This window comes from Pseudarthrobacter sp. CCNWLW217 (assembly GCF_037203985.1).
Lineage (GTDB): Bacteria > Actinomycetota > Actinomycetes > Actinomycetales > Micrococcaceae > Arthrobacter.
The window spans coordinates 133,719-154,322 of sequence record NZ_JBBCBT010000005.1; the positions used below are offsets into that span (position 1 = coordinate 133,719).

Here is a 20,604-nt window from a genome sequence, read left to right on the forward strand (position 1 = left end):
CGAAACATCGCTCCATGTACTGGCCTCCCCGATCAGCCGGCGGTTTTGCCTGCTGATGGTTACAACGTAAATCCATCGCCAGTAATTTCCGGCTTCATCCGTCGGCGATTCCTGTTGCGGCCATGTGAATTCCGCGTGAACGGCGCCGCTGCCGCAACGGTCAGGTGCCGAAGCGCCGCTGCCTGCCTGCGTAGTCGCGAAGTGCGCGGAGGAAGTCCACTTTTCGGAAGGCCGGCCATAGCGCTTCACAGAAATAGAACTCGCTGTAGGCGCTCTGCCACATCAGGAACCCGGACAAACGCTGTTCCCCGGAGGTCCTGATCACGAGGTCGGGGTCGGGCTGGCCGCGGGTGTACAGAAAACGCGAAATGTCATCAACGCTCAGGCTGTCGGCCAGCTTCGAGATGTCCGCGCCGTTCGCAACTGCATCGTGGAGCAACTCACGGACGGCATCCACGATCTCCCTGCGTCCGCCATAACCCACTGCCACGTTAACGTGGATCTTTTCACGCACGGGCGTCCGTGCTGTTAGTTTGTTTAGCCGTTCAGCGAGGTAATCAGGCAGCAGTTCCGGCGCGCCCATCGCATGGACCGAGATGTTCGCGTCCTCATCCAGGCGGTCCAGGGTGTTGGCGATAATCCCCATCAGCAGGTCCAGTTCTTCGCTGGACCGGCTCATATTGTCGGTGGAAAGCATGTAAAGGGTGACTACTTTGACACCGAGTTCCTGGCACCAGCCGAGGAACTCGTGAATCTTATCCGCTCCTGCCTGGTGGCCCTGGCTGGTGGGCGCATTGAACTGTTTCGCCCAACGCCGGTTGCCATCCACCATCACACCGATATGCCTCGGGATGCGGTCCCCGGCGAGGTCCCTAAGTAGCCTGCGCTCATAGAAGCCATAGAGGAACCCGGGCAATTCCACGCGGAGACTCACCTGACTTCCCTTGCTGTACGACGCCTTGCACATCCTAGGCTACCGTCCGCAGGCGGGAGGATGGAGCCGGGACTCCATGCAGACGACATGCCACATGTTACCGATGGGTAACTTACTGGAGCGTAGGTTATTCTGGAGCAATGAACAGCGAGACTTCAAACGGCCAGCCAGGCAAGGGGACGGAGGGAAATTCGGGTCCCGTCGATGATGCCGCCGTCCGGCTGGCGGAACTGCTCATGATCAAACCCAAGTGGCGCGGCTGGATCCACACCGTCACGGCGCCGCTGGCCCTCATTGCAGGGGTTGTCCTTGTACTGCTCGCCCCTGCGGCGGACCTGAGAATCGCCTCCGCCATCTACGCGGCTACCGGAGTTCTGCTCTTCGGCATCAGCGCCGTCTACCACCGCGGCAACTGGTCTCCCGGCGTAAGGATTGTCCTGAAGCGGCTGGACCACACCAACATCATGCTGGTCATCGCGGGCAGCTACACGCCGCTGGCATGGTCCCTCCTGGAACGACCGAAGGCCGTGCTGCTGCTTTGGGTCATCTGGACCGGGGCCATCCTGGGTGTACTTTTCCGGCTGCTATGGACGCATGCCCCGCGCTGGTTATACGTGCCGATCTACATCGCTCTGGGCTGCGGTGCGCTGTTCTACCTGCCCGAGTTCTTCGCCGCCAGCGTCCCGGCCGCCGTCCTGATCTGCGTCGGCGGCATCCTGTACATTACCGGTGCCGTCTTCTACGCCCTCAAGAAGCCCAACTTCAGCTATGAGCACTTCGGCTTCCACGAACTGTTCCACGCCCTCACCGTGCTGGCCTTTGCCGCCCACTTTGCGGCGATCGCTATCGCCGTGCTCGGCTGACGGCCCGCCCTAATCCCGAGGCTGGGAACGGTCAGGAGCGGCGCCCGTCCCGTTTCCTTCACTTTCGGCATCATAATCCGGCGTACCCGTACCGTCATGGGCATCGGCAGCGTCGACGTCCGCTGCTGCTGCTGCCGCCATGCGCTCCTCCTCCACCTGCGCCCGGTAGCGGACCCGGCGGATACGGCGCACCATATCCACGATGAGCAAGGTGGTTGCCAGCACAAAGAAGGCAGTCATGATGAAGCCCCACAGGCCCGGGGTGATTTGGTCCTCCGACACGCCCTCACGCAAAGAAGGTGTGGGCAGCGGGGACGGAGTGGTGGCCAGGGCCAGGAGCAAGTGGTGCACGGTATAAACCTTCTATGGAAACTGACAGGCGTCCGGCCGTGGACTGAGGATCCAGCCACGGCGGGGCGCTCTTCTACGCGGCATAGAAATTGCCTGCTGCCTCTATCTTAGCCCCGCGAAAAGATCCTTCTCCGGCAGCTTCGCGGGGATCCGGGACTGGATCAGCGAGTAGTCTTCCCACGGCCAGGCGCGGCGCTGCATCTCAGGGGCGACGGCGAAGAAGAAGCCCAGCGGGTCCACCTGCGTCCTGTGGGCCCGGAGGGCGTCGTCGCGGGCTTCGAAGTAGTCACCGCAGTCAATCTGCGTGGTGGTGGGATGTCCTGCAGGCGGTGGAGTGTGGCCTTCTGCGTCCGTTTCCAGCCAGGCGGCGAGCCGTTCGGCATAGGGAGACTGCAGGCCAGCTTCCTCCAAGGCAAAATGCAGCGCCCGGAACCGCTCAGGGCTGAACGCCCGGTCGTAGTAAAGCTTGCTGGGCACCCAAGCCTCGCCGGTGTCCGGGTAGCGGTCAGGATCACCGGCAGCTTCGAAGGCTTCCACAGCCACCTTGTGCGCCATGATGTGGTCCGGGTGGGGATAACCGCCGTTTTCGTCGTAGCTGATGATTACCTGCGGCTTGAATTCCCGGACCAGCCGCACCAGTGGCGCAGCAGCGCGTTCCAACGGTTGCGTGGCAAACGAGCCAGGCGGGAGGGGCGGAAGCGGATCACCCTCGGGGAGGCCGGAGTCCACGAAACCCAGCCAACGTTGACGGATGCCCAGTACCTTGGCGGCGCGCTCCATCTCAAGGCGCCGCGCCCCCGCCATGTCCCTTTTCGGGTGGGGTTCGCCTTCCACTGCCGGGTTCTGGATATCTCCCCTTGACCCGTCCGTGCACGTGGCCACCATGACGTCCACGCCTGAGGCCGCGTACATGGCCATGGTTGCAGCGCCCTTGCTGGACTCGTCATCCGGGTGGGCATGGACGGCGAGCAGGCGGAGCGTGGCCGGGGTGGAGCTGGACGCTGTCATGGGTGGACGGCTCCTTCATCTTCTGTAGCCGTTGTGCTGGCCGCTTGAACTGGGGTGAGGCTGGCTGGTTCCGGAAATCCGGGGCCCGGATCCGCACTAAACTGGACTGGTGACTTCCCAGGATCAGCCCGCCGTTTCCGCGCCAGCAGACACTAGCCTAGCCAATCGTTATGGCCGTCAAAAGCGCGGGCTCTCCCCCATGGCGAAGCGAATCATCGGCGCGGGGGCGCTGGCGGGCGGAATCGGCTTCATGGCCTGGGTTTCCACGTCCTCAGCCGTCTCCAGCGTGACGTTCAAGGACATCGGTTACAGCACCACCGACGCCACCCAGGCAGAAGTGGATTTCCAGGTCACCCGGGAGCCTGGGACAGCCGTGAAATGTGCCGTCAAAGCGTTGGATTCAAAGTTTGCCGTGGTGGGTTGGAAAGTGGTGGACATCCCGCCCGGTGAGGCTGACCAGACAGCCGACGGCGGGCGGACCATTTCCCAGCGCATCGTTGTAAAGACCGAGTCACTGTCCGTGTCCGGAGTAGTGGACAGCTGCTGGATTCCGGACGGCGGCAATTAGCAGAATGTGATCTACGCCGCTTGCTTATTGGGTTATGTCCAGAGGATTGACTACAATGGAGCAATACCTTTACCCCGCTGAGCTGGTTACTGAGTTCCACAAGTGGCCACCGTGGCGGGGTCTTTTGCATGTATGACCGAAGAGGAGAAGTCCGTGTCGACCACCAACAGCGCGCCTGCAGCCTGGCTCACACAGGAAGCTTATGACCGCCTGAAGGCAGAGCTGGACCACCTTTCCGGCGCTGGCCGGGCAGAAATTGTCCAGAAGATTGAAGCTGCCCGCCAGGAGGGTGACCTGAAGGAAAACGGCGGCTACCATGCAGCCAAGGAAGAACAGGGCAAGATCGAAGCCCGCATCCGCCAGCTCACGGCGCTGCTGCGTGATGCCCATGTGGGGGAAGCTCCCGCCGACGACGGAATCGTCGAACCCGGCATGATCGTTGTTGCCAAGATCGCCGGTGACGAAGAGACCTTCCTGCTCGGCTCCCGCGAAATCGCCGGCGACTCCGATATTGATGTCTTCAGCGAAAAGTCACCGCTGGGTGCAGCAATTGTTGGCCACAAAGAGGGCGACACCCTGAGCTACACGGCGCCTAACGGCAAGGACATCACGGTGGAGATCCTCTCTGCCAAGCCTTACGCCGCGTAATAGTTTTTGAAGGAAAGAGCCGGCCACCAGCAGGTGGCCGGCTCTTTTGTGCCTGTGATCGGTGCCTAGGTCCCTTGCCGGGGCCGCATCAGCAGGGCAGCGGCGACTCCACCCACCGCACCGCCCAGGTGCGCCTGCCAGGAAATGTATCCCGCCACAAAGGGCAGCACGCCGAGCAGGAGGCTGCCGTAGGCCATGAACAGTACGACGGCCAGCAGGATTTGGCGCCAACTGTGATTGAAGAAGCCCCGCACCAGCAGGAACGCGAAGAGTCCAAAGACCAGTCCGGACGCGCCCACGGTCACGCCGCCGTTACCGATGAGCCACACTGTCAGCCCGGAACCCAGCCAACTGAACGCCAGCGCCGTCAGGAACACCCGGAGCCCGGACAGGAACACCAGAAATCCGAAAATGATCAGAGGCAGGGCGTTCGAGAGCAGGTGGTTCAGGCTCGCATGGAGCAGTGGGAAAGTGAAGATGTCCAGGAGCCCGTCCAAGCTCCGTGGCCGCAGGCCAAAGGTCCTGTTCAATGAATGGAGGGTGAGCATGTTGACGATCTCGATAACAAAGAGGACGACGGCGAACCCGCCCACCACCAGCAACCCGCCTTTAGCGCGGGAGGCGGTTGTTTCCCGGCTCCGCGGCTGCCCGTCCCCCAGCGCGTCCAGCATGGCTGCCTAGTGCACCACTATGGGCTGGAAGCCCTCAGCACGGAGGGCCCCAAGCACTTGCTCGCAGTGCTCATGTCCCTTGGTTTCAAGATTCACGGTGATGGACACGTCTCCCATGCTAATGGAACCGCCCACCCTTGTGTGGTCCAGCCCAGTCACGTTGGCATCGTTCTCGGCAATGATCCGGGCAATAGTGGCAAGGGAGCCCGGCCGGTCATCCAGCATCATGCGCACGGTCATGTAGCGCCCGGCGGCGGACAGGCCACGCTGGATGACTTTGAGCATCAGCATGGGATCGATGTTGCCGCCGGACAGGATCACCGCTGTGGTGCCGGGATTCTCAATCTTTCCGTCCATGAGTGCGGCAACGCCCACGGCACCGGCGGGCTCCACCACCAGCTTGGCCCGTTCCAGCAGGAAGATCAGCGCACGGGCCAAGGAATCCTCGCTGACGGTAACAACATCGTCCACGAGCTCACGGATGATGCTGAATGGCAGCTGGCCAGGGCGGCCCACGGCGATGCCGTCGGCCATGGTGGATACCTTCTTCAAGGGAACCAGTGCATCTGCGGCGAGTGAAGGCGGGTAGGCGGCCGCGTTCTCCGCCTGGACGCCGATGATGCGGATTTCCCGTCCCAACTCACGTGCACGGGCCTTGACGGCCACCGCAACCCCTGCCAGGAGGCCGCCGCCGCCAACACCCATCAGGATGGTGTCGACATTGGGGATCTGCTCAAGTATCTCGAGGCCGATGGTGCCTTGGCCGGCCACCACGTCCACGTTGTCAAAGGGGTGGACAAAAACGGTTCCGGACTCGTTGGCGTAGCGCTGCGCTTCAGCCAGCGCCTCGTCAACGTTGTGGCCGTGGAGGACCACCTCCGCACCATGGCTGCGGGTGGCGGCCAGCTTGGGAAGGGCCACGCCCAGTGGCATGTAGATGCGTGCCTTGATGCCGAGGCTCTTCGCGGCAACAGCCACACCCTGCGCGTGGTTTCCGGCGGACGCGGCAACAACGCCGCGCTTTTTTTCCTCTGGCGACAGCCGGGCCATCCGGACATAGGCGCCCCGGACCTTGAATGATCCTGCCCGCTGCAGGTTCTCGCACTTGAAGAAGACGTCCCCGCCCACCATGCTGCCGAGGGCCCGCGACGATTCCACTGGTGTCCGGGCAATAATCCCCTCAAGCAGCTTCTGCGCCTCCAGGACATCGTCCAGCGACACGGGAAGGGTTTCGAGGATGTTCACGGACTATTCTCCTTTGGCAGATTCTGCTCCGGTGCCCTGGCCTGCGGTGCCTGCCTGGGTTGCCGGATTGTGTGCGTTTGTGCTGGTCACAGCTTCCTTGCTGTCCCTGGGTTTCCAGCCAGGCAGTCTGACGTCCTTAATCGTGTCATCCTGGCCTGAGCCAACCATCACCGGCCCTCCGGGGGTAGCCAGCACCTGTTCATGTTCCCATGTTCTGCCGGCGATGTAGCGAATCGCCGAGTTTGCTACAGCGAGGATGGGAACAGAAAACAGCGCGCCGGGAATTCCGGCAAGGTATGAACCGGCCGCCACAGCCAGGATCACCGCCACCGGGTGCAGCGCGACTGCCTTTCCCATTACGAGTGGCTGCAGGATGTGGCTTTCCAGCTGCTGGACCAGCAGCACGATCCCCAACATGATGAGCGCGTTGACCCAACCATTTGCCACGAGCGCCAGCAGCACAGCCACAGCCCCGGTGACGAGTGCGCCGACGATGGGGATGAAGGAACCCATGAAGACCAGCACGCCCAGCGGAAGCGCAAGTGGGACTCCGATAATGGCGGCACCCACGCCGATTCCCACGGCGTCCACAAAAGCCACGAACATTTGGATGCGGGCGTAGCTGACCATGGATGCCCAGCCCTTGCGGCCTGCCCCGAACGAGGCGGCGCGGGCCTTTTTTGGCAGCAGCCGGACCAGGAACGCCCAGATGCGGTCACCTTCCAGGAGGAAGAAAATCAGGACAAACAGCGCGAGGACAAGTCCTGCGGCAAAATGGCCTGCTGTACTTCCAAAAGAAAGGGCTCCGCTCAGGATGCTGCTGCTGTTGTTCTGCAGCGCGGCTGTTGCCTCCTGCAGGTACTGGTCGATCTGGGCCGCCGACAAGTGAAGCGGCCCTTCCGCCAGCCAGCCCTGGATTTGCTGTATCCCGGCCAGTGCCTCGCTCCACAGCTCGCTGAAACCAGCAACAAGTTGCCGTCCCACGAGCGCCAGGGAACCGCCAATCAGACCGAGGAACCCCAGCACGGTGACCGCCACGGCGGCGCCGTTGGGCAGCCGATGATTCCTGAGCCAGCCCACGATGGGGCTGAGCAGGCCAGCCAGCAGCGCTGCCACCATGACGGGAATGATAAGGAAGCTAATCCGGCTGAGGAGCCAGATCAGGGCGCCTCCCACCAACAGGATGAGTCCCAGACGCCAAGCCCATGACGCCGCTATGCGGACACCGTAGGGGATGTCGCGGTCCAGTTCACGGTCCGCCAGGACCCGCAGTGGCGGGGCAGCACGGCCTGCAGTGTCGTCCGCACGCCCGCTTGGTTGCGGGATGGTGGAAGGGTCGGTCGGTTTGGCGTCCTCAGCTGGCGTCATAGCCTAATACTTCCCCAGCTGCGGGCTTATGGGAAACCGCTACCCGGCTTCGTTGAGGGTGGCGTCGATCCCCCAGGTCATGGTGAAGCTGTCCCCCGGCGAAAGCCAGCGGAGCCCGTCCCCGGAGTTGAAGGCATTGGCTGGTCCCGTCATTGGCTCGATGGCCACCGCCCGCGCTCTGCCGGGAAATTCGGTGGTGACGAACACATGGACGTAGGCGCATGCCTCGTCCTGCCACAGGCTGACGCTGCGGCCGTCCGGAGCGGACAGAGTATGGCGGGCCGTGCCGCCGTCGAACGTTATGTCCGTCAGTGCGACGTCGATGTCCAGGCTTCCCACACGCCGGCCCGAGCGGAGGTCCGTATCGCCACCAACCGGTTCAGAGCTGCGCGGAATCAGCCGCTTGTCGGCAACGAGCCGGGTGTCGGCGGAGACGGTCAGTAGCAGGTCGTCGAGCTCCGTATCGCCGAGCCGCAGGTACGGGTGGGCGCCCAGGACAAACGGTGCCGGCGCCTTGGAGTCGTTGACCAGGGTCTGCCGGACCTCAAGGCCCAGGTCCTCCGCTAGCAGATACTCCACCCGGTGGCGCAGCAGGAACGGGTATCCATGCTGGGGGAAAACGGTCGCTTCGAGGGTGACGGAGAACTGCGACTCGTCCACCAAGCTGTAGGAGGCGTTCCGCAGCAGTCCGTGGCTGGCGTTGTTCCGGGACACTTCGGTGATGTCCAGTTGCTGCTTCTTGCCATCGAGGTACCAGACGCCGTCCTCCACCCTGTTCGCCCAAGGCGCCAGGGTGATACCTGCCGCACCGGGAGAAATTTCAGCATCGCCGTAAGTCTCGGTGAGTTGTACGCCGCCCCGGCTGTAGAGGCGAAGGCCTGCGGCCAGCTCTGTAACAACTGCGAGCGCATCCCCCCGCCGGAGTTCGTACTGCCGCCCGCTGGCGTAGGACCGGAAGCCGGAAGGGACGCTGGTTTCCGGCAGAGAAGGTGAAGTCATGGGCACCACCGTACATTGCATGGCGCCAGCCGTCCCAACAGCGCCAAATGTTATCTTTTGTTTGAAACTATTCTTTTTTGAGCTAAATATGCGACAATGAAGATGACATTGAGCGGGCCATCTTGGAAGGGGATGTGATGCTTGCAGCACAACGGCAGCATCTGATCCTCCAAGAGGTTCACAACGAGGGAACCGTGCGGGTGGCCACCCTCGCCGCACGTTTCGACGTTTCGGAAATGACCATCCGCCGCGACATCGACGCCCTCGATGCCGGCGGCCTGGTCTTGCGGGTCCACGGAGGAGCCGCTCGAACGGACAGCTTCAGCGCGCTCGAACCCGGGTTCGCCAACAAGTCCGCATTCGCCCAGCCTGCTAAGGCAGCCATCGCGGCCGAGGCACTCAAGTTGGTCCGGCCCGGCATGACGCTGCTCATTTCGGGCGGAACCACAACGTTTGAGCTGGCAAGGATGCTGCCCCGGGACTTCGATCTCACCGTTGCCACCAACTCGGTTATGGTGGCCAGTTCGCTTGCTGCCCGGGAAGGAACGGGAGAGGACAGCGGCATCCGGACCCTCGTGCTGGGCGGTGAGCGGACACCGTCAGAGGCCCTCGTTGGTCCGCTGACCGTTCAGGCCGTCAGCACCATTGCCGCCGATCTCTGTTTTATGGGCGCGCACGGACTGGATCTCCAGGCGGGGATCACCTCGCCCAACCTTCTCGAAGCCGAGGTCAATGCCGCCATGGTCAGGGCGTCCTCGCGCCTGGTGGTCCTCGCAGACTCAAGCAAGTACGGCGTCGTCGGCCTGGCTGGCATCTGCCCCTTGTCCGCGGTGCACATCCTGGTCACCGACAGCGGAATCCGCGCCGCATCCACCGGAGCCCTTGCCGCCCTCCGAAAGGCCGTTTCCGAGGTTCGGACAGTACGGCTTCCGAACAGCCGTAACGGCCATGCGGAACCGGCCAGCGTTATCAGCCCTGATCCCCGGCAGTACCAGCCACCAGTACCCAAAGGAAAAGCCCCATGACAGGTATCACCAGTACGAAGCTCGCCGACGGCCGGGAGCTGATCTATTTCGACGACGCCGCAACACCGAAGCCGCGCACGGCGGAAACCACCACGGACCACCGGCCGCTGCCGGAGCGGGGCGAGCCAGGCGAAGTACGGTTCGATGCCCTCACGGACGAGTGGGTCGCCGTTGCGGCCCACCGGCAGTCGCGTACGCACCTGCCCCCGGCAGATCAGTGCCCCATCTGCCCCACCACACCGAATAACCCCTCCGAGATCCCCGCGCCGGACTACGACGTGGTGGTGTTTGAAAACCGCTTCCCGTCACTGGGCCCGGACCTGGGTCCCATACCGGCCGCCCCGGAATGGGGAACCACCGGCCCGGCGTATGGACGCTGTGAGGTGGTGTCCTTCACCCCTGAGCACACGGGGTCGTTCAGCGGGTTGGGCGAGGAGCGGGCCCGCACAGTCGTGGAGGCCTGGGCGCACCGAACTGAGGCGCTCAGCAGGATGGCGGGAATCAAACAGGTTTTCCCGTTCGAGAACCGGGGGGCCGACATCGGCGTCACCCTCCACCATCCGCACGGACAGATCTATGCCTACCCGTACATCACTCCGAGGGCCGGGGTCCTGGGCGCGGCGGCACGCAAGTTCTACGATGGGTCCGACGGCCGGCAGACCCTCACCGGGTCGCTGCTTCGGGCTGAACGGGAGGACGGAAGCAGGATGGTGATGGAGGGCGAGAACTTCAGCGCCTACGTGCCTTTCGCTGCCCGCTGGCCGCTGGAGATCCATCTCGTACCGCACCGGCAGGTACCCGACCTGGCAGCTTTGAGCGGCGAGGAAAAGGATGAGCTGGCGCATGTTTACCTGGACCTGCTCAGACGGCTCGACGCCCTCTACCCCACGCCCACCCCGTACATTTCCGCCTGGCACCAAGCCCCCCTGGACGACCTTTTGCGGCCGGCCAGCTACCTGCACCTGCAGTTGACGTCACCGCGCAGGGCAGCCGACAAACTCAAGTACTTGGCCGGCTCCGAAGCCGCGATGGGCGCGTTCATCAACGACACCACGCCCGAAAGCGTGGCGGAGCGGCTCCGCGCCGTTACCGTCCCGGCGTCCACCCCCTCGCCCGCAGTCACTACCGCCGTCCCTCTGGGGGCACTACCTGAAGGAGCACATGCGTGAGCGCCGCCCCTGACCCGCTGACCACCCAGGCACCGCCCACTGCCGCGGACCTTGCCGCCCGCTTTGAGCGGGAGTTCGGCAGGCTTCCCGACGGCGTCTGGCAGGCGCCGGGCCGCGTCAACCTGATCGGCGAGCACACCGACTACAACGAGGGCTTCGTGCTTCCGTTCGCCATCGACAAGACTGCCCGGGTGGCCGTGGCAGTCCGGCCGGACAGCGCCATCCGGCTCCTGTCCACGTACGGTGACCAGGGCGTAGTCAATGCCGATCTTGGCACCATCGCAGCCGCCTCGGCCAAGGGCTGGACGAAGTATCCCCTCGGTGTCATCTGGGCCCTTCAGCAGCGCGGCATCGCGGTCCCGGGACTAGACCTGCTCCTCGATTCCAACGTTCCGCTCGGCGCAGGCCTGTCCTCGTCGCACGCGATCGAGTGCGCAGTCATCTCAGCGCTCAACGACATCACGGGAGCCGGACTGGAACCGGAGGAGATGGTCCTCGCCACCCAGCGCGCAGAGAACGACTTTGTGGGCGCCCCCACGGGCATCATGGACCAGTCTGCGTCCCTGCGCGGATCCAAGGGCCACGCCGTCTTTCTGGACTGCCGCGACCAGAGCGTCCAGCTGGTTCCTTTTGAAGCCGAGCAATCCGGGCTGGTGATGCTGGTGATCGACACCAAAGTTTCCCACTCCCACGCCGACGGCGGTTACGCCTCACGCCGGGCCTCCTGCGAATTGGGTGCTGAGGTCTTGGGCGTCAAAGCGCTCCGGGACGTCCGCGTGGCGGACCTTGAGGAAGCAGCCGGGCTCCTGGACGAGGTCACCTACCGGCGCGTGCGCCACGTGGTCACCGAGAACGACCGGGTGCTGCAGACCGTCGAGCTGCTGGCCAGCGAGGGCCCGGGTTCCATCGGCGCCCTGCTGGACGCCAGCCACGCCTCCATGCGGGACGATTTCGAGATCTCTTGCCCGGAACTGGATCTGGCCGTGGACATCTCCCGCGCCAACGGGGCTATCGGAGCCCGGATGACCGGGGGCGGTTTCGGCGGGGCCGCCATTGCCCTCACCCCGGCAGAGGTGGAGCAGCAGGTGCGCGCCGCCGTCGAACGCGCCTTTTCCGAGGCCGGGCACAAGGCTCCCGACATCTTTACCGTCACCCCGGCCGCCGGAGCGATGCGCCTTTCGTAAGGCGCTCAGAGACACAACAGGAGAGGGTCCCCGCCAGTGCTATATGCACCAGGCGGGGACCCTCTCCTTTTAGGTTTAACGTACGACGGCGGCTGCCGGCTTGGGTGCTAGTCGTCGCCCCGGAGGATAGCGAGCAAGCGGATGATTTCCACGTAAAGCCAGACCAGCGTGACCGTGAGGCCGAACGCTGCCGTCCAGGAGAAGCGCTGCGGAGCGCCGCTCTGGACCCCTGCCTCGATGCTGGTGAAGTCCATAACCAGGGAGAACGCAGCCAGGCCGATGGCCAGGATGCCGATGACGACACCAATGATGCCGCTGCGCAGACCGAAGGGCTCAGTCGTCAGACCGGTCATCATCATGACGAGGTTGACCACCGAGAACAGTGCGTAGCCAACCAGGGCGATCATGAAGAACTTCATGGCCTTGGGTGTGGCCCGTACCTTGCCGCTCTTGAACAGGAGCAGCGTCACGGTGAAGACGGACAAGGTGCCGATGACAGCCTGGAGGCCAACGCCCGGGTACATGGTGTCAAGTACGCGGGTGAGACCGCCGAGGAAGAGACCCTCGAGGCCGGCATACGCGAGAATCAGCGCAGGTGACGGCTGCTTCTTGAAGGTGTTGACGAGTGCCAGAACGAAGCCGCCGAGGGCACCAACGATCATCAGCATGCTCGCGAGGCCCATGCTGACGAACATTGTCACCGCTGCGCCGACGAGAAGCACTCCAAGGCAGGCGGCCGTCTTGACGATGACGTCGTCGTAGGTCATCCGGCCAGTGTCCGCGGGACCCGCGGCCGGCTGGTTGTACATCTGCTGCAGCTGCTCGTTGGTCATGTTTTGAGCAGCGTAGCCGCCCTGGCCGTCCATGACCTGGCCGGGGGCGCGGCCGTACGCCTGCTGTCCATAAGGCTGGCCGTAGGGCTGCTGGCCGTAAGGTGCCTGCCCGTAAGGCGCCTGCGGGACAGGCGGCGCCTGCGTCGCTTCACGGAAATTCTTTCCGTTGAAGATCGGGTTTCCGCCAAGTGCCATTGCTGGTGTCCTCCAAGTAAGGGGTGGGTGCTGAACCTTATGATTCACGTTACCAATTTCCACGCCTCACCGCCGCCGAAAGTTCCCGGCCCTTGAGGGAAGCAACCTAACTGTGACATGGGACGTGGTCCGAAGCCGGTGACGACAATCCCGGCACGGCAGACCGAATGTTAAGAAATACCGGGGATCAACAAAAGTTTCTTTAGTCAGCCTAACGATAGAGGCAGGTCCTGCTACACAGTTGTTATCTGATCGCTACCCGAAGGCCGCTTCGGGCGGCATTTTTCGCCCCTGCAGCGCTGTAACATAAGGCCAAGCCGGGTGACGAGAATCACAGATTTGCAGCGATTGCTGATATCAGTACCGCATCATCGTCTGCCCGGCTTCGTTCGCAGCGGTTGCAAAGGCGCAGCCGAGACCACCCCCAAGCGGAGGTTTTCTATTTTGAAAAGCACACCGAGAGGCCTGTTGCACCAGCGGCGGGGCAGATTGCTCAAGGCTGTGGGCGCGATCTTCGCGGCCATTGTCACAATCCTGCTCGTCGTCGCGCCCGCGTCGCAAGCCACTACACCGTCACCGACACCATCCCCGTCACCGACGGTATTCCAGAACAGCATCAGCGGATTCCTTCGGGATGACGAACGTGCACCCATCGCAGATGTCACCATCACTGCCAAAAGCGGAGATTTCACCGGAACCACAAAATCCGGCGCCAATGGCGCGTGGACTATCGGAGTGCCCGTCCAAGGCACCTATGAAATAGAGCTGGATGAGTCCACGCTTCCCGAGGGAATCAAGCTGGCCGAGGGCCAGGAGAACCCCCGCAACGTCTCGTTCAGCCAGACTTCCAATCTCTCGGTGATCTTCACTTTTGGCGAGGGAATTGTGGTCCAGGAGCAGAACTTCGCCCAGAACCTGCTCAACCGCCTGGTGGCTGGCCTGAGCTTCGGCCTCCTGCTGGCGTTGGCGTCCGTGGGACTATCACTGATTTTCGGTACTACAGGCCTGACGAACTTTGCCCACGGTGAAATGGTCACCCTGGGCGCCGTGGCCATGTTTGGCCTCAGCGCGATGAACTTGCCCTTCTGGCTCGCCGGGATCCTGGCGCTCTTGATCGGTGGCCTGTCCGGCTTTATCCAGGACGCAGGCCTGTGGAAGCCACTGCGCGCCCGCGGGACGGGCCTTGTCCCCATGATGATCGTAAGCATCGGCCTTGCGTTGGCCGCCCGCTATGTCATCCAGTTCTACTTCGGTGGTGCCACCCAGCAACTGCCATTCGCCCAGTCGAGCGAGATCCAGCTTGGGCCTGTGTCCATCTCGCCCAATAACCTGTGGTCCCTCGTCATCAGCGCCATTGTCATAGGTCTGATCGGCGTCATCCTGCTCAAAACCCGCTTGGGAAAGGCCACGCGCGCGGTGGCAGATAACCCGGCGTTGGCGGCCGCATCGGGCATCGACGTCGACTCCGTGATCCGCATCGTCTGGGTAGCAGGCGGAATGCTGGCGTCGCTTGGCGGCATCCTGTGGGCGTACTACCGGCCCGGCGTGACGTTCGACATGGGCTCGCAAATCCTGCTGTTGATCTTCGCCGGCGTCACCCTGGGTGGCCTCGGGACTGTATTCGGGGCCCTGATCGGGTCACTCATCGTCGGTATTTTCGTGGAACTGACCACCGTCTTCGGCCTCGCCGCCGATCTGAAATTCGTGGGAGCACTGTTCATCATGATTGTTGTCCTCTTGTTTCGTCCCCAGGGCATCCTGGGCCGTCGTGAGCGTGTGGGTTAGGAGGCCGCCATGGACTACGGATTCGTTTTCTCCAGCGCTGCCAGCGAAATATTCAGCCCGACAACGGCTGCTTATGCCCTTGCCGCCCTCGGCCTGGCCGTTCACTTCGGCTACTCCGGCCTGCTGAACTTCGGGCAGGCCGGCTTCATGGCAGTGGGCGCCTATGGCTTTGCCATCTCGACGTTGTCTTTCGGGGTGCCATTCTTTGTTGGTCTGCTCATCGCGGTCGTCAGTTCCTGCCTGTTTGCCCTGCTGCTGGGGATACCCACCCTGCGGCTACGGGCTGACTACTTGGCCATCGTTACTATCGCCGCAGCCGAAATTGTCCGCTACGTCGTAACCACCAACCAGATGGATGCAGTGACAGGATCGGCAGACGGCCTGGGTGCCTTCGAGGGTGGGTTCTATTCCATGAACCCTTTCCCCGAAGGGTCCTACCTGGGCATGAATAACCGCGACTTCTTCATCCGGGTCGTGGCCTGGACCTTGGTGGTCGTATGCTGCCTTGTCATCTGGCTGTTGATGCGCAGCCCCTGGGGGCGTGTGCTCAAGGGCATCCGGGAAGACGAGAACGCTGTCCGTTCCCTTGGCAAGAACGTCTATGCCTACAAGATGCAGGCGCTGATCATCGGCGGTGTCCTCGGCGCCCTCGCCGGCATGGTGTTCACACTTCCGCGCGGCGCAGTCCAGCCCGCGAACTATGGCACCGAGCTGACGTTTTTCCTCTGGACATGCCTCCTGCTGGGCGGCATGGCCACCGTCCTGGGGCCCGTTATCGGCGCCATGATCTTCTGGGTGGTCTTGTCCCTGACACAGGGCATCCTGTCCGGCCTCATTGAATCCGGCGCGGTGACCTGGCTGACCACAGTGCAGGCGGGCCAGCTGCGCTTTATCCTTGTTGGCATCGCCCTGATGCTGTTGATGATCTTCAGGCCGCAGGGCGTCTTTGGCAATAAGAAGGAGCTGGCATTCGCATGAGTCACGGTGCACATTCAATGAATGAAAATGTACACAGCACGGCACACAACGGCGCAGCCATCGACTATATGACTGACACCAGTCCGATTGCCGCCGGGGACATCGCCCCGGGCTGCAAGAAGAGGGACCCCATCGTGGTGGCCGAGAACGTCACCCGAACCTTCGGCGGCATCAACGCCGTCGACGTCCAGTACCTGGAGATCCCACGGCACAAAATCACCGCGCTGATCGGCCCCAACGGGGCAGGCAAGACGACCCTCTTTAACCTCCTTACCGGCTTCGATACGCCCAACTCCGGCAAATGGCAGTTTGAAGGAAAAAACATCGAGGGTGTCTCCTCGTACAAGCTGGCCCGCATGGGCATGGTGCGCACTTTCCAGCTCACCAAGGTCATGGGCAAGCTCACCGTTATGGAAAACATGCGCCTTGGCGGCTCCAGCCAGCCCGGCGAACGGCTGTCGAAGGCACTGTTCAAGGGGATTTGGGGCGGCCGGGAGAAGGAAATTACGGCCCAGGCGGACGTCCTGCTGGAGAAGTTCAAGCTCGACGTCAAGAAAGATGACTACGCGGCTTCACTGTCAGGCGGCCAGCGCAAGCTGCTCGAAATGGCGCGTGCCCTGATGGTCCGGCCCAAGCTGGTGATGCTGGACGAACCAATGGCCGGCGTCAACCCCGCTTTGACGCAGTCGCTGCTGGACCACATCAAGAACCTCAAGGCTGAAGGTATGACCGTGTTGTTCGTGGAACACGATATGAACATGGTCAGGCACATTGCCGACTGGGTTGTTGTCATGGCCGAGGGGAAGATTGTGGCGGAGGGTCCCCCTGCCGATGTTATGAAGAACCCTGCTGTTATTGACGCTTACCTGGGAGCCCACCACGACGTCGATCTTGGTGACACTGAAGGCATCAGGGAACTGGAAGCAGTACTTGAAGCCGACGAGGAATCGATTGTGGGTACGGAAAACGCTGGCATCATCGCTGTTGATGCAGTGACCACCGAGGCCAAAGATGCAGATCTTAAGCAACCCGACCTCAGCCCGGAAGCCCACCAGGCTCCGGCCACCGATGAACCCCTTTCGCCCGAGTCCGGCCTGAGAGAAGCTGGCACCACAGACAAGGACAAAGAATGAGTGCCACCAGCGCTGCCCCTTCCACCACGACAGCGCCGGCGGATGACGTCGTCGTCAGGGTAACCGACCTTGTGGCCGGTTACCTTCCGGGTGTGAACATCCTCAATGGTTGCAGCATCGAAGCCCGGAAGGGCGAACTGATCGGCATCATCGGACCCAACGGGGCAGGCAAGTCGACGCTGCTCAAGGCCATGTTCGGCTTGGTGAAAGTCCATTCCGGCAACGTAGTTGTCCGCGGGAAGGACATCACAGGGCTAAAAGCCAACAAGCTGGTCACCCAGGGCGTGGGCTTCGTGCCGCAGAACAACAACGTCTTTGCCACCCTCACCATCGAGGAAAACATGCAGATGGGGATGTTCCAGCGGCCCAAGGACTTCTCCAAACGGTTTGAGTTCGTCGTCAGCCTGTTTCCGGAGCTTGGCAAGCGGCGGGCCCAGCGTGCAGGGTCCCTCTCCGGTGGTGAACGCCAAATGGTGGCCATGGGACGGGCACTGATGATGGAACCGGCCGTCCTGCTGCTCGACGAGCCATCCGCCGGCCTCTCCCCCGTCAAGCAGGATGAGACGTTCCTGCGGGTCCATGAGATCAACAGGGCAGGCGTCTCCGTCATTATGGTGGAACAGAACGCCCGGCGATGCCTTCAGATCTGCGACCGGGGCTACGTCCTGGACCAGGGCAGGGATGCCTACACGGGCACTGGACGGGAGCTCATGAAGGATCCCAAGGTCATCCAACTCTACCTGGGCACCCTCGCCGACACGGTGGAGTAAAGCCGCACAGCGGAGGGCCATCGTTCAGAGCTTTCTGAACGATGGCCCTCCTCTTTGTGACCGACTCAGCCCGGCTACAACGAAGGCCCCCGTCCGTGGACGGGGGCCTTCGTTGTAGCGTCAGTTAAGGCTCGGCTTACAGCTTGCCGAATTCTTCCTTGACTGGCTGCGGCTTGTTCGTGTCATCGTACTGGTAGATACCGATGTAGGCTTCGGTCGGATCACCGGCATCGGAGAAGGTTACCGGACCCGACTGGCCGTCGTAGTCAATATCCTTGCCGTTGCGGAGCAACGTGACGCACGAGGCGAAGGTGTTGCACTTCTCACCGACCTCGGAGACACCCTTCAGTTGCTTGGCAATGTCCGCACCCTTGGTGCTCTTAGCCGCTTCCGAGGCCAGGGCAATCAGGTTGACGGCGTCGTAGGACTCGCCGGCGTAGTTGTAGTCCTTCAGCGCCGGATCGATGGCCTGAAGTGACTTCTTGAAGTCCGCCTTGGCGAACGTTCCGGGCTGGGTGCCCTGCGCGCCCTTCAAGGTGCCGGGCTGGAAGTCCTTGCTGTAGTCGGATGTGTTGCCGTCCACCAGGAACAGCTGCGTTGGCTTGATCCCCTTGCCCGTCAGCAATGGAATGATGCTCTTGGCCTCGTCAAAGGTGATCAGGGCGATAGCGTCCGGCTTGGCAGCAATGACTTTGTCCACCTGGGCGCTGAACTGGGAGTCGCCGGTGTTATACAGCTGCTCTTCAACGACCTTGCCGCCAGCACCTTCGAAGGCCTCCTTGACGTTCTTCTGGAGACCTGTTCCATAGGCGTCGTTCAGGACGATCATTCCGACTGTCTGTGCTCCACAGGCAGCGATGTAGTTGCCCAGGACCTTGCCCTGCACAACGTCTGAGGGTGCGGTGCGCCAGTACAGGCCCTTGTCATCCCAGGTGGTGAAGTCCGGCGAGGTGTTTGCCGGGGAGAAGTGGAGCACGCCGGCCCCGGTGATCTGGCCGATTACGGTCTTGGATACAGAAGAGGAAGCTGCGCCAATAACCGCGCTGACTCCCTGACCAAGCAGCGCCGTAGTGGACTGCGTGGCGATGTCGGTTTTGGTGTCGCCGGAGTCGCGATGGATAACTTCCACTGGCTTACCCAGAACACCGCCTGCTGCGTTGACCTCCTGAACGCCGAGGTTAACACCAGCGATTTCGGGTGGGCCAAGGTATGCCAGGTTGCCGGTCGTGGGCAAGAGCGAGCCGAGCTTCAACGGCGCGTCCGTGGTGGTTGTGGAAGGCGGAACAGCGCCCGTGGGAGCTGCCGCGGCTGAGGTGCTGGCGCCAGCACCGGAACCCGCCGGGCAAGAGATTGCGCCCTGAGGTGCGGTGGTGGTTTCCGTCGAGCTCGGCGTGGAGGTACCACCACAAGCTGTAGCCAGAAAGGCGACGCCGACGCTAAGCGCTGTGAGCTTTGCGATACGGGGTGCCGCCGGGGAAAGTGAAATCATTGACAATCTCCTGGATCGAAAGGTGCGAACGGCCTTTGATGCGGATGATCAGGTGTTCCTGATTTAACTTTCAAGCTAGTGCATATCCAAGGCGGATATAAGTGACTGAGGTCACATCCTTATAACAGTCGTTGCATATGCGAAATCTCCGGACCGGGCAGTCCGCAGAGGTCAAGGAAGACACGCTACGCAGCGCAGAATGACGGCGATATTGGGAGAAGTTGTGCCCCAGGCGAGACTCGAACTCGCAACACGCGGATTTTAAGTCCGCTGCCTCTGCCAATTGGGCTACTGGGGCGCCCGGTCAATGGTATCTCGTCACATCCGGTCGAAGGGCGCGGCATACCGGAACGTGCCATGAACTCCCCCCGGCCACACCGCCAGCGGCAGGAGCTGGAAGTTGTCCGCCCAAGCCTCTTCGGGAGGCAGGACACCGAGGGAAGTAGCCGGCACAAAGCCGAAGCGTGGGTAGTAGTCGGTGCTGCCAAGCAGCGCGATGCCGCTCTCCCCCGCAGCGTTGGCCCGCGCGATGGTCTCATTCATCAGTGCGCTCCCAATGCCGTGCCGCTGAAGCCTGGGCGTCACCCCAATCGGCCCGAGCCCCAGCAGCTCATGCCCGGCCACCCATCCACGCGTACTGATAACGTGGCCAACAACCTCACCGTCCAGGACGCCCACAATGCTGAATTCCGGCAGGTACTCCTCGCATTTGAACAACTGGCGGAGCAGTTCCACTTCAACAGGTTCTCCCTCCGCAGGCAGGCCGGTGGCCGGCGAGACGGCGAAGGCCTCTGCCGTCAATGCCAGGATCGCGGCCCGGTCAGCCTCCGTTTCGTTGCGCAGCACAAGCTCCGGTCTGGGCTGGTGGCGGCTCTCTGCAGACAGCTCGGCCACGACTTCGAGAGCACGGGCCGCGTCGGCGACCGGTACCAGCAGGTGGTCATGATGGAACCCGGCGAGCACGTTGCAGCTGATCCGCGCCTCGGTCAGTGCCTTTCCGACGGCGGCAGTCAGGCCCACTGCCTCAAGCTCTGAATGCACCTCCAGGGTGATCCACGCCGCCACGAAGTCATAGGCCAGGCCCAGGCGGTCCGCCTCTTCCCGGGGAAGGACCACTGTGAGTCCTTCAGCCTCACGCACCGCGGCTTCGATTCCGGCGGCGAGTGGCCTGCCGTGGGGCCACAGGACGTAGACATACTCCCCCTGGCGTACCACCGGGTGAAGGGAGGCCAGCAGGGTCTGGAGGTTCATTTCACCAGTCATGGTGCCCAGTCTATGAGGACGGACCGTCCGGACGGCCAGGGCACTCCGGGAGTGCCCACCAACGCAAACGGCGGCCATCCCCTCGCTGGGGACAGCCGCCGTCGGGCGTTGGACCGTGTGGCCCG

The 20,604-nt window shown here is 62.7% G+C and carries 20 protein-coding genes and 1 tRNA gene; 10 read left to right on the forward strand and 11 right to left on the reverse strand.

Features of this window, described 5'->3' with window-relative positions:
* Nucleotides 1–160 precede the first annotated feature (160 nt).
* Entirely contained in the window at nt 161–922 is a 762-nt protein-coding gene (locus V9L18_RS07900) for an isoprenyl transferase (RefSeq protein ID WP_337346749.1), read from the reverse strand.
* Nucleotides 923–1,074: 152 nt separating this feature from the next.
* Between V9L18_RS07900 and trhA the strand changes: the two genes are divergently transcribed.
* Nucleotides 1,075–1,797: a PAQR family membrane homeostasis protein TrhA gene (trhA, locus tag V9L18_RS07905; RefSeq protein ID WP_376045705.1), complete on the forward strand. Its 723-nt coding sequence runs from the start codon at nt 1,075–1,077 to the stop codon at nt 1,795–1,797.
* 9 nt (nt 1,798–1,806) lie between these two features.
* Here the strand turns inward: trhA and V9L18_RS07910 are convergent, their stop codons facing one another.
* Together V9L18_RS07910 and mca are read right to left on the reverse strand one after the other, a co-directional pair.
* Complete coding sequence (locus tag V9L18_RS07910) at nt 1,807–2,148, reverse strand: hypothetical protein (RefSeq protein WP_337346640.1); 342 nt, start codon at nt 2,146–2,148, stop codon at nt 1,807–1,809.
* Nucleotides 2,149–2,250: 102 nt separating this feature from the next.
* Nucleotides 2,251–3,156: a mycothiol conjugate amidase Mca gene (gene mca, locus V9L18_RS07915; RefSeq protein WP_337346641.1), complete on the reverse strand. Its 906-nt coding sequence runs from the start codon at nt 3,154–3,156 to the stop codon at nt 2,251–2,253.
* Nucleotides 3,157–3,265: 109 nt separating this feature from the next.
* On the opposite strand from mca, the gene V9L18_RS07920 reads away from it, so the two are divergent.
* Together V9L18_RS07920 and greA are read left to right on the forward strand one after the other, a co-directional pair.
* Nucleotides 3,266–3,724, forward strand: coding sequence for a DUF4307 domain-containing protein (locus tag V9L18_RS07920; protein WP_337346642.1), 459 nt, complete (start codon nt 3,266–3,268; stop codon nt 3,722–3,724).
* 153 nt (nt 3,725–3,877) lie between these two features.
* Nucleotides 3,878–4,372: a transcription elongation factor GreA gene (gene greA / locus V9L18_RS07925; RefSeq protein ID WP_337346643.1), complete on the forward strand. Its 495-nt coding sequence runs from the start codon at nt 3,878–3,880 to the stop codon at nt 4,370–4,372.
* A gap of 65 nt (nt 4,373–4,437) precedes the next feature.
* On the opposite strand, the gene V9L18_RS07930 is transcribed toward greA, so the two are convergent.
* Genes V9L18_RS07930 through V9L18_RS07945 form a run of 4 tightly spaced genes read right to left on the reverse strand, consistent with a single transcriptional unit; the run spans nt 4,438 to nt 8,655 of the window.
* Entirely contained in the window at nt 4,438–5,043 is a 606-nt protein-coding gene (locus V9L18_RS07930; protein ID WP_337346644.1) for a rhomboid family intramembrane serine protease, read from the reverse strand.
* A 6-nt stretch (nt 5,044–5,049) separates the two neighbouring features.
* Nucleotides 5,050–6,288, reverse strand: coding sequence for a threonine ammonia-lyase (gene ilvA, locus V9L18_RS07935; protein WP_337346645.1), 1,239 nt, complete (start codon nt 6,286–6,288; stop codon nt 5,050–5,052).
* A 3-nt stretch (nt 6,289–6,291) separates the two neighbouring features.
* Nucleotides 6,292–7,656, reverse strand: coding sequence for an AI-2E family transporter (locus V9L18_RS07940; protein ID WP_337346646.1), 1,365 nt, complete (start codon nt 7,654–7,656; stop codon nt 6,292–6,294).
* Nucleotides 7,657–7,695: 39 nt separating this feature from the next.
* A complete protein-coding gene (locus V9L18_RS07945) occupies nt 7,696–8,655 on the reverse strand; it encodes an aldose 1-epimerase family protein (protein WP_337346647.1) in 960 nt (319 codons plus the stop codon).
* Between the two features lie 137 nt (nt 8,656–8,792).
* Here V9L18_RS07945 and V9L18_RS07950 point away from each other — a divergent pair, with 137 nt between their 5' ends.
* Genes V9L18_RS07950 through galK form a run of 3 tightly spaced genes read left to right on the forward strand, consistent with a single transcriptional unit; the run spans nt 8,793 to nt 12,033 of the window.
* Nucleotides 8,793–9,680 (forward strand): DeoR/GlpR family DNA-binding transcription regulator, encoded by an 888-nt coding sequence (locus V9L18_RS07950; protein ID WP_337346648.1) that lies wholly within the window; start codon nt 8,793–8,795, stop codon nt 9,678–9,680.
* Nucleotides 9,677–10,849 carry a galactose-1-phosphate uridylyltransferase gene (galT, locus tag V9L18_RS07955; RefSeq protein WP_337346649.1) on the forward strand — a complete coding sequence of 391 codons (1,173 nt, stop codon included), beginning with the start codon at nt 9,677–9,679 and terminating at the stop codon, nt 10,847–10,849. Before V9L18_RS07950 ends, galT begins: the two co-directional genes overlap by 4 nt.
* Nucleotides 10,846–12,033 (forward strand): galactokinase, encoded by a 1,188-nt coding sequence (gene galK / locus V9L18_RS07960; RefSeq protein ID WP_337346650.1) that lies wholly within the window; start codon nt 10,846–10,848, stop codon nt 12,031–12,033. Before galT ends, galK begins: the two co-directional genes overlap by 4 nt.
* Nucleotides 12,034–12,140: 107 nt before the next feature.
* On the opposite strand, the gene V9L18_RS07965 is transcribed toward galK, so the two are convergent.
* Nucleotides 12,141–13,061 carry a Bax inhibitor-1/YccA family protein gene (locus V9L18_RS07965; protein WP_337346651.1) on the reverse strand — a complete coding sequence of 307 codons (921 nt, stop codon included), beginning with the start codon at nt 13,059–13,061 and terminating at the stop codon, nt 12,141–12,143.
* A 444-nt stretch (nt 13,062–13,505) separates the two neighbouring features.
* On the opposite strand from V9L18_RS07965, the gene V9L18_RS07970 reads away from it, so the two are divergent.
* From V9L18_RS07970 to V9L18_RS07985, 4 genes are read left to right on the forward strand one after another with little or no spacing between them, the layout of a single operon-like run.
* Nucleotides 13,506–14,846, forward strand: a complete 1,341-nt coding sequence (locus V9L18_RS07970) for a branched-chain amino acid ABC transporter permease (protein WP_337346652.1) — start codon at nt 13,506–13,508, stop codon at nt 14,844–14,846.
* A gap of 9 nt (nt 14,847–14,855) precedes the next feature.
* A complete protein-coding gene (locus tag V9L18_RS07975; protein ID WP_337346653.1) occupies nt 14,856–15,824 on the forward strand; it encodes a branched-chain amino acid ABC transporter permease in 969 nt (322 codons plus the stop codon).
* A 17-nt stretch (nt 15,825–15,841) separates the two neighbouring features.
* Nucleotides 15,842–16,957: an ABC transporter ATP-binding protein gene (locus V9L18_RS07980; RefSeq protein WP_337346654.1), complete on the forward strand. Its 1,116-nt coding sequence runs from the start codon at nt 15,842–15,844 to the stop codon at nt 16,955–16,957.
* Nucleotides 16,954–17,727 (forward strand): ABC transporter ATP-binding protein, encoded by a 774-nt coding sequence (locus V9L18_RS07985; protein ID WP_337346655.1) that lies wholly within the window; start codon nt 16,954–16,956, stop codon nt 17,725–17,727. The genes V9L18_RS07980 and V9L18_RS07985 overlap by 4 nt, the downstream gene beginning before the upstream one ends.
* 136 nt (nt 17,728–17,863) lie before the next feature.
* Here V9L18_RS07985 and V9L18_RS07990 read toward each other — a convergent pair whose 3' ends face one another.
* The 3 genes from V9L18_RS07990 to V9L18_RS08000 all read right to left on the reverse strand — a co-directional run bounded on the left by V9L18_RS07990 (nt 17,864) and on the right by V9L18_RS08000 (nt 20,479).
* On the reverse strand, nt 17,864–19,216 hold the full coding sequence (locus V9L18_RS07990; protein WP_337346656.1) for an ABC transporter substrate-binding protein: 1,353 nt from the start codon (nt 19,214–19,216) through the stop codon (nt 17,864–17,866).
* Nucleotides 19,217–19,440: 224 nt separating this feature from the next.
* Nucleotides 19,441–19,514, reverse strand: a tRNA-Leu gene (locus V9L18_RS07995).
* 20 nt (nt 19,515–19,534) lie between these two features.
* Entirely contained in the window at nt 19,535–20,479 is a 945-nt protein-coding gene (locus V9L18_RS08000; protein WP_337346657.1) for an N-acetyltransferase, read from the reverse strand.
* Between the last annotated feature and the right edge of the window lie 125 nt (nt 20,480–20,604).